16 protein-coding genes are annotated in these 17,260 nt (G+C 45.0%); 14 read left to right on the top strand and 2 right to left on the bottom strand.

The window, feature by feature from the left end:
- Positions 1-6: 6 nt before the first annotated feature.
- The 3 genes from HMPREF1521_RS08660 (at position 7) to HMPREF1521_RS08650 (ending at position 3,913) form a co-directional block, all read left to right on the top strand.
- Positions 7-1,614: an NAD(P)/FAD-dependent oxidoreductase gene (locus HMPREF1521_RS08660; RefSeq protein ID WP_038118226.1), complete on the top strand. Its 1,608-nt coding sequence runs from the start codon at positions 7-9 to the stop codon at positions 1,612-1,614.
- Positions 1,615-1,772: 158 nt separating this feature from the next.
- The gene (gene glmM, locus HMPREF1521_RS08655; RefSeq protein ID WP_038118223.1) at positions 1,773-3,122 is read left to right on the top strand and encodes a phosphoglucosamine mutase; all 1,350 of its coding nucleotides are present in this window, start codon (positions 1,773-1,775) and stop codon (positions 3,120-3,122) included.
- Between the two features lie 95 nt (positions 3,123-3,217).
- On the top strand, positions 3,218-3,913 hold the full coding sequence (locus HMPREF1521_RS08650; protein WP_038118221.1) for an aspartate/glutamate racemase family protein: 696 nt from the start codon (positions 3,218-3,220) through the stop codon (positions 3,911-3,913).
- Positions 3,914-4,009: 96 nt separating this feature from the next.
- Here HMPREF1521_RS08650 and HMPREF1521_RS08645 read toward each other — a convergent pair whose 3' ends face one another.
- A complete protein-coding gene (locus HMPREF1521_RS08645; protein ID WP_038118219.1) occupies positions 4,010-5,461 on the bottom strand; it encodes a hypothetical protein in 1,452 nt (483 codons plus the stop codon).
- 456 nt (positions 5,462-5,917) lie between these two features.
- Between HMPREF1521_RS08645 and glmS the strand changes: the two genes are divergently transcribed.
- From glmS to HMPREF1521_RS08600, 9 genes are all read left to right on the top strand, one after another.
- Positions 5,918-7,750, top strand: coding sequence for a glutamine--fructose-6-phosphate transaminase (isomerizing) (glmS, locus tag HMPREF1521_RS08640; protein WP_038118217.1), 1,833 nt, complete (start codon positions 5,918-5,920; stop codon positions 7,748-7,750).
- A 57-nt stretch (positions 7,751-7,807) separates the two neighbouring features.
- The gene (gene trpS, locus HMPREF1521_RS08635; RefSeq protein WP_038118215.1) at positions 7,808-8,794 is read left to right on the top strand and encodes a tryptophan--tRNA ligase; all 987 of its coding nucleotides are present in this window, start codon (positions 7,808-7,810) and stop codon (positions 8,792-8,794) included.
- A gap of 37 nt (positions 8,795-8,831) precedes the next feature.
- Complete coding sequence (locus tag HMPREF1521_RS08630) at positions 8,832-9,308, top strand: hypothetical protein (protein ID WP_038118213.1); 477 nt, start codon at positions 8,832-8,834, stop codon at positions 9,306-9,308.
- A 93-nt stretch (positions 9,309-9,401) separates the two neighbouring features.
- A complete protein-coding gene (locus HMPREF1521_RS08625) occupies positions 9,402-10,214 on the top strand; it encodes an amino acid ABC transporter substrate-binding protein (protein ID WP_038118211.1) in 813 nt (270 codons plus the stop codon).
- 124 nt (positions 10,215-10,338) lie between these two features.
- Positions 10,339-10,992 carry an amino acid ABC transporter permease gene (locus HMPREF1521_RS08620; protein ID WP_038118209.1) on the top strand — a complete coding sequence of 218 codons (654 nt, stop codon included), beginning with the start codon at positions 10,339-10,341 and terminating at the stop codon, positions 10,990-10,992.
- 151 nt (positions 10,993-11,143) lie between these two features.
- On the top strand, positions 11,144-11,902 hold the full coding sequence (locus tag HMPREF1521_RS08615) for an amino acid ABC transporter ATP-binding protein (protein WP_038118205.1): 759 nt from the start codon (positions 11,144-11,146) through the stop codon (positions 11,900-11,902).
- Positions 11,903-11,911: 9 nt separating this feature from the next.
- Positions 11,912-13,177 (top strand): hypothetical protein, encoded by a 1,266-nt coding sequence (locus HMPREF1521_RS08610; RefSeq protein WP_038118203.1) that lies wholly within the window; start codon positions 11,912-11,914, stop codon positions 13,175-13,177.
- Between the two features lie 189 nt (positions 13,178-13,366).
- Positions 13,367-13,813, top strand: coding sequence for a universal stress protein (locus tag HMPREF1521_RS08605; RefSeq protein ID WP_038118201.1), 447 nt, complete (start codon positions 13,367-13,369; stop codon positions 13,811-13,813).
- Positions 13,814-13,920: 107 nt separating this feature from the next.
- A complete protein-coding gene (locus tag HMPREF1521_RS08600; protein ID WP_038118199.1) occupies positions 13,921-14,211 on the top strand; it encodes a metalloregulator ArsR/SmtB family transcription factor in 291 nt (96 codons plus the stop codon).
- 162 nt (positions 14,212-14,373) lie between these two features.
- Here HMPREF1521_RS08600 and HMPREF1521_RS08595 read toward each other — a convergent pair whose 3' ends face one another.
- On the bottom strand, positions 14,374-15,363 hold the full coding sequence (locus HMPREF1521_RS08595; RefSeq protein WP_038118196.1) for an AEC family transporter: 990 nt from the start codon (positions 15,361-15,363) through the stop codon (positions 14,374-14,376).
- 344 nt (positions 15,364-15,707) lie between these two features.
- On the opposite strand from HMPREF1521_RS08595, the gene modA reads away from it, so the two are divergent.
- Both modA and modB read left to right on the top strand, forming a co-directional pair.
- Complete coding sequence (modA, locus tag HMPREF1521_RS08590) at positions 15,708-16,496, top strand: molybdate ABC transporter substrate-binding protein (RefSeq protein ID WP_038118195.1); 789 nt, start codon at positions 15,708-15,710, stop codon at positions 16,494-16,496.
- Positions 16,497-16,581: 85 nt separating this feature from the next.
- On the top strand, positions 16,582-17,250 hold the full coding sequence (modB, locus tag HMPREF1521_RS08585) for a molybdate ABC transporter permease subunit (RefSeq protein WP_038118193.1): 669 nt from the start codon (positions 16,582-16,584) through the stop codon (positions 17,248-17,250).
- Positions 17,251-17,260 lie beyond the last annotated feature (10 nt).

Genomic DNA, 17,260 nt, shown 5'->3' with positions numbered 1-17,260 from the left:
GCATAAATGATCAGAATAATAAATCTCCGCGTGGCCGTTACGGTCAAGTCGGATATCAAAGATATTGTAGAAAAGAAATATCCGGCGCTGCACGGTACAATTCAAACGATTCATGTCGTACGCCGTGCCGTCGATGCTCGTAAGAAACCGAATATCGTATTTGTGTACACTTTGTTTATAGAGGTGGAACACGAGGCGCAGGTTATGAAAAAACTGGGCAAACAGAAGGATGTATCCCTGTTTCATGCGGAAGAACCGGAACAGATTGTAATCGGTTCCGTGCCTTTGGCACATCGTCCTGTTGTTATGGGCTTCGGGCCCGCAGGAATGCTGGCCGCTTTTTATCTTGCCCGTGAAGGGTATCGGCCCATCGTTTTTGAGCGTGGTCAGGATGTGGATACGCGCAGTATGGACGTGGAAACATTCTGGAAACAGGGGCTGTTCAAATCGGAATCCAATGTGCAATTCGGTGAAGGCGGTGCCGGTACATTCTCGGACGGCAAGTTGACGACGCGCATTACTCATCCCAGGCTTCATGAAATCTCCAAATATTTCATTGAATTCGGGGCTCCTGAGGAAATCTTGTACAAGCATAAACCTCACGTAGGGACCGATAAATTGCGGACCATGGTGAAAGCCATGCGTGAACGCATCATCGAATGGGGCGGTGAGGTGCGTTTCGGTGCGAAGATAACGGATTTATTTATTGAAAACAATTGTATTGTAGGTGTTGAAGTTAATCACAACGAACGCATCGATACGACTGTCGTTCTATCCGGCGTCGGACATAGTGCCCGTGATACCTATGAAATGCTTCATAAACGGCATGTTGAAATGACTGCGAAGCCTTTTGCTATCGGTGTTCGTATCGAACATGACCAGGCGATTATCGATCAATCGCAATACGGTGTGGAGCCGGCCAGCTTGGGCCTTGGTGCAGCGGAATATTCCTTGGTGTATCACGATAAGGAATCGGGTCGCACCGCATACAGCTTCTGTATGTGTCCCGGTGGTCAGGTGGTGGCCTCCGCATCCGAAGAGGGCGGCGTCGTAACGAATGGCATGAGCTTATACGCCCGCGACAGCGGTGTGGCGAACAGCGCCATCGTCGTGAATGTGGGACCAGACGATTTCGGAACACATCCCCTTGACGGCGTTGCCTTTCAACGTGAATGGGAACGAAAAGCGTTTGCCTTGGGCGGGTCCAATTTTCATGCACCGGTTCAGACTGTAGGGCAATTCTTAGGGCTTTCACAGGCTCCGACCGTAACGGATAGCGTATACAGCTATGAACCGGGTGTGGTGAACTGCGATTTGCACGAGTGCCTGCCGGACTATGTGACGTCCGTTCTTGAGCGGGCTTTGCCGTATTGGGGGCGCCGTATTCATGGCTTTGACGATCCGAAGGTGTGCATGACGGGGGTGGAAACTCGCACGTCCGCACCGCTTCGCATAGGACGCAATGAGGAACGTGTGTCGCCTACGGTGGGAGGTTTCTACCCTATGGGGGAAGGCGCCGGTTACGCAGGCGGTATCATGAGTGCCGCCCTCGACGGAGCCGAAACGGCAATTCTATGTATGGCTAAATATGCTAGACCGTCAACTGACAATTAGGATAGCAGGCATCTTATCAACATAGATTGATGAATGTGCATTCATAGGAAAACAATGATTTAGGTTTATTCTATATGTGATATATTGTGATATAATACACAACAGCGATTATAGGTGATTTTGTGAAAGCTTTCACAAAATCTTGGAGGAGGAAGATTATGGCTCGATTATTTGGTACAGACGGTGTGCGCGGAGTGGTCAACGAGTTTTTGACACCTGAGTTGGCATATCATTTGGGACGTGCAGCGGGCACTCATTTCAGTAAGGAAAAGGCGCATCCTACATTTTTGATCGGCCGCGATACGCGTATTTCCGGTTCCATGCTGGAAAGTTCATTGGCTGCAGGAATTTGTTCCGTCGGCGGCAACGTGGTTATCGCCGGTGTAATACCGACTCCGGCTGTGGCATACCTCGTGCAACAACAAGGCTTTGACGCGGGAGCTGTTATTTCCGCATCTCACAATCCCTATCCCGATAACGGTATCAAATTCTTTGACGGCAGCGGCTTTAAATTACCTGATGAAGTGGAAGATCAATTAGAAACCTATGTATACCAAAGTGCGAACAATGAATTGCCTCGTCCGACCGGTGATGGCATAGGCCGCATTGAACATAACAGTAATTTGGCGCATTTTTATGCTCATTTTGTACGTCATACCATCAATACGTCCTTAGACGGTATGACCATCGTGTATGACGGTGCGAACGGTGCCGCATCCAGTGTGGGCCCTGAAATTTTAGCGGGCCTCGGTGCAAAGGTTATCAATATCAATGTCAATCCTGACGGGCTTAACATTAACCATCACTGCGGCTCAACTCATATCGAAGGGCTGCAGGTAGCGGTACAGCAGCATCATGCCGATTTAGGCATCGCCAATGACGGTGATGCGGATCGTTGTCTTTTAGTGGATGAAAAGGGGCAAGTGCTGGACGGTGACCAAATCATGCTGTTATGCGCCCTTAAACTGAAAGAAGAGGGAAAACTCAAAGGTGATACCATTGTAGGTACGGTAATGAGTAATATCGGCTTTCATAAAGCGGCGGAGGAGTTGGGCATGAAAACCGTATCGACCGCTGTCGGTGACCGCTATGTACTTGAGTATATGCGCGAACACGATTTATCCATCGGTGGCGAACAGTCGGGTCATGTTATCTTCCTCGACCATAATACGACCGGTGACGGTATGTTGACGGCTGTACAGGTGGCGGCCCTCGTGAAAGAAAAGGGTAAAACGCTTTCCGAACTGGCGGGAATCATGACAAAATATCCGCAAGTCCTTGTGAACGTACGCGTTGCCACAAAGACGGGCTGGGAAGATAATGATCTCATAAAAGCCGCTATCGTGACAGCTGAGGGGGAACTCGGTGATGAAGGTCGTGTACTCGTTCGTGCATCCGGTACGGAACCTTTGATTCGCGTTATGGCGGAAGGACCTGACCAGGAAACATTACAGTCCCTATGTGAGGAAATCGCCGATATTATCGGTAGAGAACAGGGGTTAGCATAAACTTCATATATAGGGGGTAGAGATGAGTGATATTTAAATTTGAATTTGAATAATCTTTTTTATTCCAGGATATTTTAATTTAAAAGGATGATATTATGAAAACCATCGGGTTAATTGGAGGAATGAGTTGGGAAAGCACGATTACGTACTACCAGGTATTGAATGAAACAATCAAGCAAGTTTTGGGAGGGTTACATTCGGCAAAATGTATTTTATACAGCGTTGATTTTGAAGAAATAGAAAAGTGCCAAGCGAATGGTGATTGGAACAGAAGTGCTGAAATTTTATCCGATGTGGCTCAGGCCCTTGAAAAGGCCGGTGCTGATTATATTGTTATATGCACGAATACAATGCATAAAGTGGCGGATGAAATAAAAAGACATATTCATATTCCTCTTCTTCATATTGCGGAAATGACTGCAGTAGAGTTAGAAAAATCAGGTATTACAAAGGTAGGTCTACTTGGTACCAAGTACACGATGCAACAAGATTTTTATAAATGTATCTTAGAAAATAGGGGCATTCATGTTGTTATCCCTAACGAAGAGCAGGTCGAACTTGTGAATGATATTATATACAATGAACTGTGTTTAGGTATTATTTCTAATAAATCTAAACAACAATACTTAAATATTATTGGCGATTTGGTAAAATCTGGTGTACAAGGTGTTATTTTAGGCTGTACTGAAATTGGATTGCTTGTTAAACAGGATGATACGGATATACCGTTATTTGACACTACATTGATACATGCAAAAAATGCGGCGTTGATTTCTATTGACAAGGCATAAATATAAAAAGCAACGTACTAAATGAACTGTACCTTCAAAGATTATGGTCAATTTTGGAGGTGCAATTTATAAATGACGTTGCTTTTTGTTTTTATACTATTGTTTATCCGCCACAACTAGTTTATATCCGTTAAGGCTTATATTAGCCCCCGTGGTGTCTTCGTTTTCAATGGATGTTACATAGCTGTCACCCGTGAGTACCCAACTGGAATCCTTGCTGAGTTTTACGGTTACGTTTTTAGATGCATTGTCGGGATTAATCGCGCCGACGAGGCTTGATCCGTTTGTCATGTCCAATGCGACGGAACTGATGGAATCCGCTAAGATATTCCCGTTCAAAGCCTGGTTGCTTGTTCGGAGTTTGAGATGTCCGCCGTTTTCTCCCGCTTTACCCCAGCGAGTGTCGGCTGCGGCTTTCACCAATGTCGTTGTATTCGGCATGGAGATCGCATTATTTGCCAAGTCCGCTTCGGCGGTGGTGTTGTTTACATAGAGAAATGCGCCGGTGGATAGGGTGGTAAGGGTATTGTTTTCCGCCTTGAGTCGGGCAATGCCGCTTTCAGCATCACCGGAGAAACTTTGGTAAAGCATAAAGCCGTTATCTTTGTAGCCTGTTACCGTTGAGTTTGTAAGGGTGATGGAATTTTTTCCTTCCACGACACCGATTTCACTGTTTCTCGCTTCACCGTTTATATTGTTCGCCGTAATATTGCCGGTTGAGTAGATTACAGGACTGCCTGAGCCTGATGTGGTGAGCTTCGCCGAATCCGCATTGATAGTGCCTTCACCGCGATCTGTGGCCAGCGTTGCGGAATGATCCCCTTCGGTGGTGATGGTCAGGTCTTTGCCGTTTACGATTCCTTTATAGGTCGCGTCAAGGCCGCGTGACGAATTGCCTTTTGTGTGGATGTTTGCATTTTCCACATTGATAACGGAGCCTTCGCCGGTTGCGAAGAGGGCGTTGGAACCGTTTGCATTGGATGTAATATTACTGTCCTTAATGTTGATTTGACTGCCTTCGATGCTTAGGACAATCGCATTTTGACCGCGGAAGTTACTGTTGTCATCGCTCGTCGTGTTGCCTGTTTTGTCCAATTCGTAACCTATAACATTGACGGTTGCACCGTTTTTGCCGATGAGAGCATTCTGATCCGCTGTCGTGCTTGTTACGAATTCGTGGGATACGGTCTGATTTTCCGTGATCACAGATGTACCTGTGAAAGTACTCGGATTCGCTTCGGGTTGGGGTGCATTCGGCATACCTTCAGGGGGATTTCCCGGAGGCGGATTGCCGTTTGGCGGTGTATTTGTCGGCATGGATTCTGCATCAGCTTGAGTCGTTGGCATCTGATGTTGTTGCGTAACCGCATTGGAAGCGGATGGGCTCTGTTCAACTGTTGCCGCAAAGGTCGGAGCAAAGGCCAAGGCGGATAATGCCGCACCGAATACGGCGGGAACCACCCAGCGACGCAGCTTGGCATAATTGCGCTTGTTTTTATAGGATACTTTATTCTTTTTTGTTGTATTTTTTTGTGCATTCTTAACCATAATAGACTCCTTTATATGACTACTCATATATTAGTAGTCACCAAACTTCAATCAAGGAAACGCAATAAAATATAATTGCATAAAATTAAGAATGATAGGAGTATATTAGAGAAGGATGAAACAGCGATGAAATGATACCGGCGCTTGAACTTCATCCCTACTTTCACGTATAATATTATTTGGTATATATTCATACCGATAGGTCTGTCGTATCCTAAAGAAAGGAGTCCCGTAATTCGTAAAGGCGAATAGCGCAGGTACCCGGCGAAGGCAGTCGTCAGGGTCGACGAGGTGAAGGGTTATCGAATCATCAGCGGATGCTCTTCCGGCCTCTCAGGTCGTAACAAGTAAAGCAAAGCCAATCGGTGACGATTGAACAAAGGTTACTTGAAAGAGATGTTTAACAAAATGAATTATGAACCATAAGGGCCCTGTGCCCTATAGGAGGAAACACATATGTGCGGTATCGTTGGATACATTGGCTTTAATCAAGCATCAGATTTTTTATTGGACGGTATGGCAAAATTGGAATACCGCGGTTATGATTCCGCCGGTATCGCTGTTATCGGTCCTGAAAATGTTATTAAAATTCAAAAAAAGGTAGGACGTCTCTCCAATTTAGAGACTATCGTGAAAGCGGATCCTAATGAAGGAACTGTAGGTATCGGACATACTCGTTGGGCTACACATGGCCGTCCATCCGATATGAACGCGCATCCCCATGCATCTGAAGATGGTAAATTTGCCGTTGTACATAACGGTATTATTGAAAACTATATGCCTTTAAAAGAGGAACTCATCGCAAAAGGCTATCATTTCAAATCTGAAACGGATACAGAAGTGGTTGCACATTTATTGGAGGATATGTACGATGGCGATTTCGTCGGTACTGTTCGTCGCATGCTGAATCGTGTAGACGGTGCATATGCTCTCGAAATCATCTGTGCCGATGAACCGGATAAAATTATTTGTACGAAGAAAGAAAATCCTTTGGTTATCGGTCTCGGCAAAGGGGAAAACTTCGTTGCGTCCGATATTCCGGCTATCATCAACTACACACGCGATACATATATCTTGAATGACGGTGAACTTGCTATCGTTACACGTGATAATGTGGCCGTATTTGACCGTGAAGGTAACGCTGTCGACAAAGAGGTGTTCCACGTCAACTGGAATGCTGAAGCCGCTGAAAAGGGCGGTTATGAACACTTCATGTTGAAGGAAATTCACGATCAGCCTAAGGCCGTGCGTGATACGTTCGGCACTCATATTTCCGAGGATGGTAAAACGGCGGTATTTGATGAACTTAACTGGACTGCTGACGATGTGGCGGCTTTCAACAAAATCCTCATCGTTGCGTGCGGTACTGCATATCATGCAGGTCTTGTGACGAAACAATATATTGAAAGCTTGGCGCGTATTCCCGTAAGCGTTGAAATCGCATCCGAGTACCGCTACAGTAATCCGTTGACTGATGACAAAACATTGTGTATCGTAATCAGTCAATCCGGTGAAACATCCGATACATTGGCCGCTTTGAAAGAAGCGAAACGCCTTGGTGCAAAATCGTTGGCTATCACAAATGTGGTAGGTTCCAGTATTTCCCGTGAAGCGGATAACACCGTTTACACATGGGCGGGTCCTGAAATTTCCGTAGCATCCACAAAAGCCTATACTACACAGCTTGTAGCGGGACTTTTATTCGCGGTATATCTCGGTCAGTTAAACGGGAAAATGGATGCTCAGATAGGGGCGGACATTTTAAGCGGCATCAAAGAATTACCGAACTTGATTCACGAAATCTTTGAAGTGGATGAGGATATGAAAGCATTCGCTAAGCATTACGGTTTTAAATCCGATGCGTTCTTCCTTGGCCGTGCCATCGATTATGCGGTAGCTATGGAAGGGGCTTTGAAACTGAAAGAAATTTCTTACATTCATGCGGAAGCCTATGCAGGCGGCGAATTGAAACACGGTACATTGGCCCTCATCGAGGAAGGTGTTCCTGTTATCGCTTTGGCGACACAGGAAGATGTATACGATAAGATGATCAGCAACATCCGCGAAGTAAAAGCGCGTGAAGCAATCGTTATCGGCATCGGCATGAAGGGTGACGACGAGTTGTCCAAGCACGTGGATCATACGATTTATGTGCCTCGCGCGAATAAGTTTATCGCGCCTATCCTGGCGGTTGTGCCGTTGCAATTATTGGCATATTATGCTGCGATTACACGCGGTGCGGACGTGGATAAACCTCGTAACCTCGCAAAATCCGTAACAGTAGAGTAATATACATGACCAACAGGGCTTAAGTCCTGTTGGTTTGTTCACTATAGGGAGTTTATTATGGCAGTTATATTTTCCGGTATCCAGCCGAGTGGGGAATTAACACTGGGCAATTATTTAGGGGCCTTACGTAATTTTTTAGACTATCAAGATACAGATGAATGTTATTATTGTATCGTTAACCAGCATGCGATTACCGTACCGCAGGATCCGAAGGAGCTATTCCAGAATACGCGTAATCTGGCGGCCTTGTACCTTGCTGTCGGACTCGATCCGAAGAAGGTGACATTATTTGTTCAATCCGAAGTGCCCGAGCATGTTAAACTCGGTTGGGTTATGCAATCTATCAGCTATGTAGGTGAATTGGAACGCATGACACAGTACAAGGATAAGTCTCAAAAGCAGGGGGATTCCATTCCGACCGCATTGCTTACGTACCCACCGTTGATGGCGGCGGATATTCTGCTATATGGTACAAACTATGTGCCTGTCGGCGATGACCAGAAGCAGCATCTTGAGTTGACCCGTAACTTGGCGGAACGTTTTAACCGTCGTTTCGGGGAAACCTTTGTGATTCCTGAAATCAAGGTCGGTGAAGGGGGCGCTCGCGTCATGAGTCTGCAGGAACCGACGAAGAAGATGAGTAAGTCCGATGATAACCAGAATGCGACGATTCGCCTGCTCGATGCACCGGACCAAATCGTGAAGAAATTGAAACGGGCCCAAACGGATTCGGATAATGCCGTTCGTTATGACAAGGACAATAAACCGGGAATTTCCAATTTGATGGGCATTTACCGCGCTATTACAAAGGATAGCTACGAAACAATCGAAGACCTGTATGCCGGTAAGGGTTACGGCGTATTTAAATCCGATATCGCCGACTTACTGGTGGCAACACTTGAACCGATTCAGCAGCGTTACCATGAATTGATTACGAGCTCCGAGCTCGATACAATTCTTGATGAAGGTGCTGAAAAGGCACATGCCAAGGCTAGCCGTATGTACCGTAAGGTCGAACAGGCTATGGGCTTGTGCCGCAAATAAAATCATATATTAAACTTTACTATCCGTGAGGCAAACCATGACGAAAAAAGAGGCGATGGAACGCTTTTCATCAGGAAACGTACAACAGAGCATAGAAATACATCGGTGGGTACAGTGGATCGGTCGTATCCTCGGCGTGTTGGGGTGCGTGCTTTTGGTGCGCTATATGCCGTCCGAATGGGCTGCGCGTTTGTGGTACTATCTACTGCTGCTTTGCATATTGTGGTGGCTCCATGGATTAGGTGAAAGCATCGCTTTCATCTGTGAAAAGGGCCTCGTGTTAAAACGTAGTCCTCTTTCTTTTGGAGAGTACTTTCACCGTCTGTTTAACGGGGATGAGTACTATGTATTTGTCGATTATGAGCATATCATCGGATTTACCGAAGCGTGGCGAGAACTGCAGGCTATGAACCAGCATGGCGGAATTTATGTGATTCCTTTGGATATACAACTCGTATCGTACAAGGATAAAATGGCTATGATGGATGCGATTCACAGAAATTCTTCAAATTAGTTATTTACAACTTTAATGAACTAAAGTATAATACATTCATCAGATAAATTAATTCGTAGTGAAGGTGGTCTATGTGCCCCGTGGAGGATAATGATGAATTGGAAAAAAGTGATGGCAATCGGCCTTGCAGCGGTATCTATGATGGCTTTCATAAGCGGCTGCGGCAGCGATACGAAAACGAATAACGGCGAACTGCCTAAAAAGGTTGTTATCGGGTTGGACGACAGCTTCCCGCCTATGGGCTTTAAAGATGAAAAGGGCGAAATCGTAGGTTTTGATATCGATATGGCGAAAGAAGCGGCTAAACGTGCCGGTATGGATGTAGAATTCAAAGCCATAGACTGGTCCAGTAAGGAAGCGGAACTGAAATCCAAGAAAATCGACGCATTATGGAATGGATTAACTATCACTCCGGATCGCGAAAAAAACATCGCCTTCTCCAATCCGTATATGAAGGATAAACAATATATCATCGTTCGTAATGACGATGATTCTGTTAAGGCTAAAGCTGATTTAGCGGGTAAGGTGATAGGCGTACAACAGGCCAGCACCGGTGAACAGGCATTGAAAGATGATCCAAGCGGTAAAACCGTTAAAGATATTAAATCCTATGCGGACTTCGTAAGTGCATTTATGGATCTTGGGATCGGACGTGTCGATGCGGTTATCGCTGACGGAGTGGTTGCCCGTTACCTGATGACAAAAGAACCGGGTAAATACAAAATCGTAGAAGGTACCGACTATGGTGTTGATGACTTTGCCGTAGGGTTCCGCAAAGAAGACACTGCATTGCGTGAAAAGATCAATGGTATTTTGGCGGAAATGAAAAAAGACGGTACTGCCGATAAGTTCGCTGAAAAATGGTTGGGTTCCGGTGCGGACTTGGATAAGAGCGATGCTAAATAGCACGATTCGTGATATACTAATAATGCTATGGTCAGCCTGTACAACTGATAATTAAAGAACGAAATGTACACTAGAGAAGTGGCCGAAAAGCCTCTTCTCTAGTCGTGTTTTGAAGGAGTATTTAATGGATTATTTATTGCAGATTATCCCTACCATCGCAGATGGGCTGAAGGTAACCGTATCGCTGTTCTTTGTGGTATGGATCTTATCGATTCCGGGCGGTATTTTACTCGCATTATTGCGATTGTCCAAACTGCCGTTAGTGGATAAAATCGTTGAAGCCTTCGTGTATTTGATGCGTGGCACACCGTTGATGTTACAAATTTTATTCATGTATTATGCATTGCCAATCATCACGGACGGCGCGATTCAGATGGATGACGCTACAGCGGCCGTTATTACATTTGTGCTGAATTACGCCGCCTACCTTTGTGAAATCTTCCGCGGTGGTATTCAGTCTATTTCCCGTGGTCAATACGAAGGGGCGAAGGTTCTCGGCTTTACGTATGCACAAACGATGCGTACCATCATATTACCGCAAATGTTCAAACGCGTTCTGCCTCCGTTGGCCAATGAAACCATCAACTTATTGAAGGACACATCTCTCGTGTACGTCTTGGCGATGAATGATATTCTGCGCATTACAAAATCGATTGTGCAGCGGGATTTCGATATTTCCGCTTTCATTGTGGCGGCCGTTTTCTATTTGATCTTCACCTTTATTTTGACGAATATCTTCAACTACTTGGAAAAACGATTTGCCGTATATGAAGATTAAGCTGTTTCTGTACTAGTCTGTCGTAGATGAGTGCTTGGGTGACGTTCATGTAAGTTGCTATGTGCATAGTGTATGCATAGCACGTGTATTTTCCCGTGTAAATAAACTTGTATATATGAACTCGATTAATACGACTAATTAAGAGGTAGTTATGACATTTGTGAATATGGAGCGCATCGAAAAGCGCTTTAACAATCAGCCTGTGTTGCGCGACGTGTCGCTCAGGATGGATCGGGGGGAAATCGTATCCATCATCGGTCCTTCCGGTTCCGGTAAATCCACATTTTTGCGATGCTTGGGGCAACTCGAAACCATCGATGGCGGATCTATTACTGTTGATGGGACCGTTCTTGCGAGCACTGATGAAAGCGGTGCCGTAAAATATGCGGATTCTCAGACTCAACATGATTTACTGTTGCGCATGGGCATGGTATTTCAATCGTTTAACTTATTTCCGCATATGACGGTGCTTGACAATATCATGATTGCTCCGCATATGGTTAAAGGGATGAAAAAAGAAGATATCCTGCCGATCGCTGAACGATTGCTGAACAAGGTCGGCTTGTGGGAGAAGCGTGACATGTATCCGTCGCGTTTATCCGGCGGGCAACAGCAGCGTGTGGCTATCGCCCGCGCTTTGGCGATGAATCCTGAAATCATGCTCTTTGATGAACCGACATCGGCCCTTGATCCGGAGTTGACCGGAGAGGTATTGAAAACGATAAAACAACTGGCGGATGACCACATGACGATGATCATCGTCACTCATGAAATGAATTTTGCCCGCGAAGTATCGGATCGCGTTATTTTCATGGCGGACGGTGTCATTCAAGAGGAAGGATCGCCGGAACAAATTTTTACGAATCCTCAGTCTCCAAGAACTAAGGCTTTCTTGGATAATATGTTATAAGGAGAAGCTATGAAACTACGTTTAACCGCAGCGTTTATGGTTGTGACAGCACTTGTGGGGCCGTTGGCTATGGCGGCAGATACGGAAGCGACGCCTCACGCTATTGTGGAATCGCAAAAGGATTCGGCATCCATTTTGCCGGCTCAGTATAAGTCGTATGCGACAAAGATGAATACGGTTGTAAAGGATTATAAAAACGGATATACTTTCACCATTCCGTGGCGTGTTTCCGACGGTGTCATGGTGGATATGGATGTGCGCAGTGAAAGCGGACATATTCAGGGGTATTCTTTCAACTTGGCGGGACCAACCCAGGAGGATTCGTATACGGTTTCTTTCACGAAGCGCAACAATACGCCACAGGACGGTGTATCTCAGAAGGAATGGAACACGACTTGGTACGGTGTGCCGATTAAGGGCTTGAGCAATGAGCAATATCTCAGCATCTGGCGTCAGCACAGCGATGTATTCGATGCGAATGATATTGAGGGCGGTTTTTTTGCTAAAAAAGGTGCCACCGCGGCCCGTTGGAACCGAACTACGCCGAAATCCTATGCGGAGATGACCTCTACGGAGTCTGTTCAATCCGTTTTTGAAGCGGAGTTTATCATGGATAAGGATCCGACTCATCGATATAATTTGGCCAGCACCTATCCTCCGTTCCAAAAGGACTTTATGGAACAGGGATTGCTCGAAACGACGATACCGTCATTTGAGTTATTGAACCGCAAGAGTGGGTCAGGCGCCATTAAAGGCGTACAGAAAATGCTTGCCGGTATGAGTGATATCAACGTAGTGGAAGGAATTAAATTTACATATCCGAAGGGCTTTACACGGATTAACGAAAAAGGGAAAATAGCATTTGCCAAGAACAACGTGCGACTCGATATTGAATCTTTCACAATTCCTGTACAGGCGGTCAGCTCCGGTGTGCCTACGATGATGGGGAAACAGATGCTGGGCGATTACTATGTGAAACAGCTGGTGGAGGTGAATAAGGCCACGATTTCACGGTATGAAACGCATATCGTAGACGGAAATGTGATGTTCTACATTGCGGGACATATGAAGAACCCGAATACGGCTGATACATCCGCAGCGGCACAGGTATCCTTCGGAGTGACTATCATTCTCGGCAATGAAGGCAATGTGGCCGTGGCACGCATGATCGGGCCTGCAGGTGTAACATTGGCGACACCTGAATTTATCGACATTTTGGACGGCTTTAAATTGACTACGACGTTGAATACCAACCAATCATCCCAAGTCTTATAAAATCATATTACGTATTATGATATGCAGAAATTTGTATTATTTGCATAATTTTTAAAAATCTGTGCTATAATGAGTATAAATCCTCTGGAAAAAAGAGGAGTTTTCCTTGCTTGTCTAGAATATAGTAATATAGGCTAAACAATCTTTGATCATATCCCCTTTGAGGGATTAGAAATAGGAGGGGTTATTATGGTTACCTACAAAACTATTGTCGTACCTACAGACGGCTCTGAAAATGCTAAGCGCGCATTGGAACATGCTCTCGCTGTAGCGGATCGCAACCACGCTGAATTGATTGTTGTTCACGTTGCTAATATTGTGTCTGCTATTTCCAATTTTGATCAAACTCCGATTTCCGGTGGTTATGTGTCCGAACAAATTGCTGAGGACATGGAGGAAACCGGCAAGGAAATCTTGAATGATGTGGTGAAAGAAATCCCTGCAGGCGTTAAGGTTAAAAGTGTATTTGAAGTTGGTTCTCCTGGACCTGCATTGCTCGCTGTGGCAAAAAAATATAATGCGGACCTTATCGTAATGGGTAGCCGTGGTCTCGGACCATTGAAAGGCTTATTCATGGGTAGTGTAAGTAGCTATGTGACTAGCCACTCTACATGTCCTGTACTAATCATTAAATAATTATCGTCATAAGATGTTATAAATGAATTACATAAAGAGGCTTTGTTCTATGAACAAAGCCTTTTTTTATGTATAATATACCTATAATACATAGAAAGGGGATACCGATGGGGGACACAAAAGAAGCTTTAATCAAGTTAGCGGAACTATTTAAAATCCTTGGTGATCCGACACGCCTTACAATAGTGGAATTATTGTTGGATAATGAAATGTGCGTCAATCATATTGCGGAGACGATGGGGATGGGACAATCCGCCATATCTCATCAGCTGCGCGTGTTGCGTCAGGCTCGACTTGTTACATATCGTAAAGAAGGCAAGACCGTGTATTATTCACTCGATGATGATCACGTGGAAGGCCTTGTGCGAATGGGCATGGAACACGTGGCGCATCAATAGAGTTCAATTTGAGGTTGCTTTCAAATATAGAAGCTTGATATATAAAATTTTGAATACAGCATATAAAAACACATCTCGTCGCTTGTACGAGATGTGTTTTGTATTATTTCAATTTATGGGATTAAATTTGCAACACATTTTGTGCTATAATCCTGTTTTTGGTTAATATAACGGGAATAAATAATATGCCAACGTGATAAATATAGGCATGGTCACAGCCGATAAAATGGTGGATCCCATGACGACCTGTGTCGCATATTCCGGATTGTTTTTCATTTCGATAGCGATGAGGGCCATATTGATGGCGCTCGGTACGCTGTAGGTGATGACGAGGGTTTGCGCCGCAATGGGATGCATCGGGCCGTAGAACAGGATAAAGCAGACTGTTACAGCTGCGGCGAGGAGCGGGCTCACGATGAGTCTCAGGCTGCTCGCCAATAAGACATCGGATTTGAAGAAATTCAGCGGCGTTCTGTTGATTTGTACACCTAAAGCGAGCATCGCAATCCCTACAAAGGCTTGTGCGAATATCGTGAGAGGTGCGTAGGCGAAGATATTGTGCAAGTCGTAAGGTAGCAGCTTGCATAAGAGGGCTAGGGGCACGGCGTAGACCATGGGCATGTGAAATACAACTCTGAGTGCATCGCGTGAACTCAATCGGCCCGCACCGGCCTGGTAGAAACCGAAGGTGTTGCTCGTGATGGTCTGAATGACCATAATCGATACGACACTTAGGATACCGAGTTCCGCATAGGGGGTGGTACCGTCGACGACATAAGGAACATTGCTGAATACGAAGAGCGCAAGCGCTACCCCCATATTACCGCAGTTATTGAACATAACGCAGTTTTTCAGGGTCGCTATCTTGGCGATATCGTATCCGTTTAGCCACCCCACGATATCTGAAATGATATAGTTCAGTATGAGTACACAGATGGCACAAAGTACGATTTCCAATGTGCTCCACGAAAACTTGGCTTCATATAAGGCTTTAAAGACAAAGGCCGGTAACAGTATATAGAAATTGAGTTTGCTCAGCGTATATAAATCGAGCTTGAATTTTCTGTCTAATACATAACCCATGCCGATGAGCATAAATATAGGGACCATGGAATTGATAAAAATATGGCCTATTAATTCGAATAAATTCATCATCTCACCTGAAATTTCTTTATTGATATGATATAAAATATGACGCTTTGAGCATGAATGTATACATTTGTTATACAGGTATAGCGCATATAGATGTTATAATATTTGCTATTATTATCATACCATAGTACGTATATTTTGGGACCTTAAATTTTATCCATTATTCATGCTTATCATATACATTACTAGCATTTATGCATAGTGGTGTGAAAGTATGCAGTCAAAGAGAAATTTTTATAGTATAATATGAATATATCGTATGTTTAGTATGTCGTATGAGTATCACCGTCGACGATACCATGGCTTTTATAGAATGGAGCGATATGGGATACGCAGGAGGAATCATGAAGAAAATTCTGGCACTGTTAATGAGTATTTGTATGATTGCGTTTTTGGCAGGTTGCGGTAATGACAGCAGTAAAACTGCAGACTCAGCAAAGCCGAGTACGTCCGAAAAGATTACCGTTCAAGCGGCGGCTAGTCTCAAAGGAGCCCTTACCGAATTGGCAGATACGTATAAGAAAGACCATCATTTAGCGGACGACCAAATTGCTATTAACTTTGCAGGCTCCGGTACATTGCGTCAACAAATCGAACAGGGCGCACCGGCAAGTCTATTTATTTCTGCGGACGAAAAGAACATGAAAATGTTACAGGAAAAGGACCTTGTAACTGATGTGAAACCGTTTGTTACGAATGAATTGGTTCTCGTTGTGCCGAAAGGTCAACCTCAAATCAGCTTGGATCAAATTACGACGGTGAAGCGTATCGTGTTGGGTAATCCTGAAACGGTACCGGCCGGTAACTACGGTAAACAGGTCTTAACAAAGATGGGCGTATGGGATCAAGTTGAACCGAATGTGGTATACGCAAAAGACGTTAAAGCCGTAACGGCTTCCATCAGCCAGGGCGCAGGGGATGCAGGTTTTATTTATAAAACGGATGCCATCGCGGCAGGCGATGCGGTGCAAATCGCGGCGGTAACACCTGCGGATTCTCATGATCCGGTTATCTATCCTATCGGTATCATTAAGAAGTATGACAATGCATTGGCAAAAGACTTCTATCAATATGTGATGAGCGACGAAGGTAAAAAGGTACTGGAAAAATATGGTTTCTCTACCGAAAAATAAACTTAAAACGCTAGCTTTGAGGGCTAGCGTTTTATTATGATAGAATGAACGTAATGAATTATGTATTTTAAGAAAGGGGGCAACTATGAGTCCTTTATGGTTGTCTATCTGGGTGGCAAGTGTTGCCCTCGTGTTTGTTATCATCGGCGGACTGATTACCTGTTTCTTGATGAATCAATGTCGCTGGAACGGCATTGCTGTCATTGATGCGATTCTCACGTTGCCTCTTGTGCTTCCTCCTGTGGTTGTAGGTTTTGCGCTACTTATGATATTTACGCCCGGTTATGCTTTCGGGGCATGGCTTGAAAGCCACGATTTGGGCGTTGTTTTTTCCGCGGCCGGTGCCGTTGTGGCATCTTCTGTCATCGCCTTTCCGCTGTTTTATCAGACGGTGCGCTCCGCATTGCAGTCCGTGGATCATAATATGGAGGATGTGGCGCGTACATTGGGGGCGTCGGAGCTGCGTATCTTCTTTACCATATCGATTCCGTTGGCCTGGAAAGGCATTTTGACGGGCAGTATTCTCGCTTTTTGTCGTGCCATGGGCGAGTTCGGGGCCACTATTTTGATTGCCGGCAATATTCCGGGGCTCACACGCACTATGCCGCTTGCGATTTACTCCTATGTAGAGGCGGGACAGTATATGGACGCCTTTGAACTGGTTATTTATATCTGTGTGCTTACATTGGCTTTATTGAGCGGTATTCATATCCTTACAAAGGGAACGTTATTCCGTCAAATCGATCACAATTAGGGAGGGGACT

The sequence above is a fragment of the Veillonella sp. AS16 genome, assembly GCF_000517785.1.
Classification (GTDB): Bacteria; Bacillota; Negativicutes; order Veillonellales; family Veillonellaceae; genus Veillonella; species Veillonella denticariosi.
This window is presented reverse-complemented; position numbering and strand designations above follow the sequence as displayed.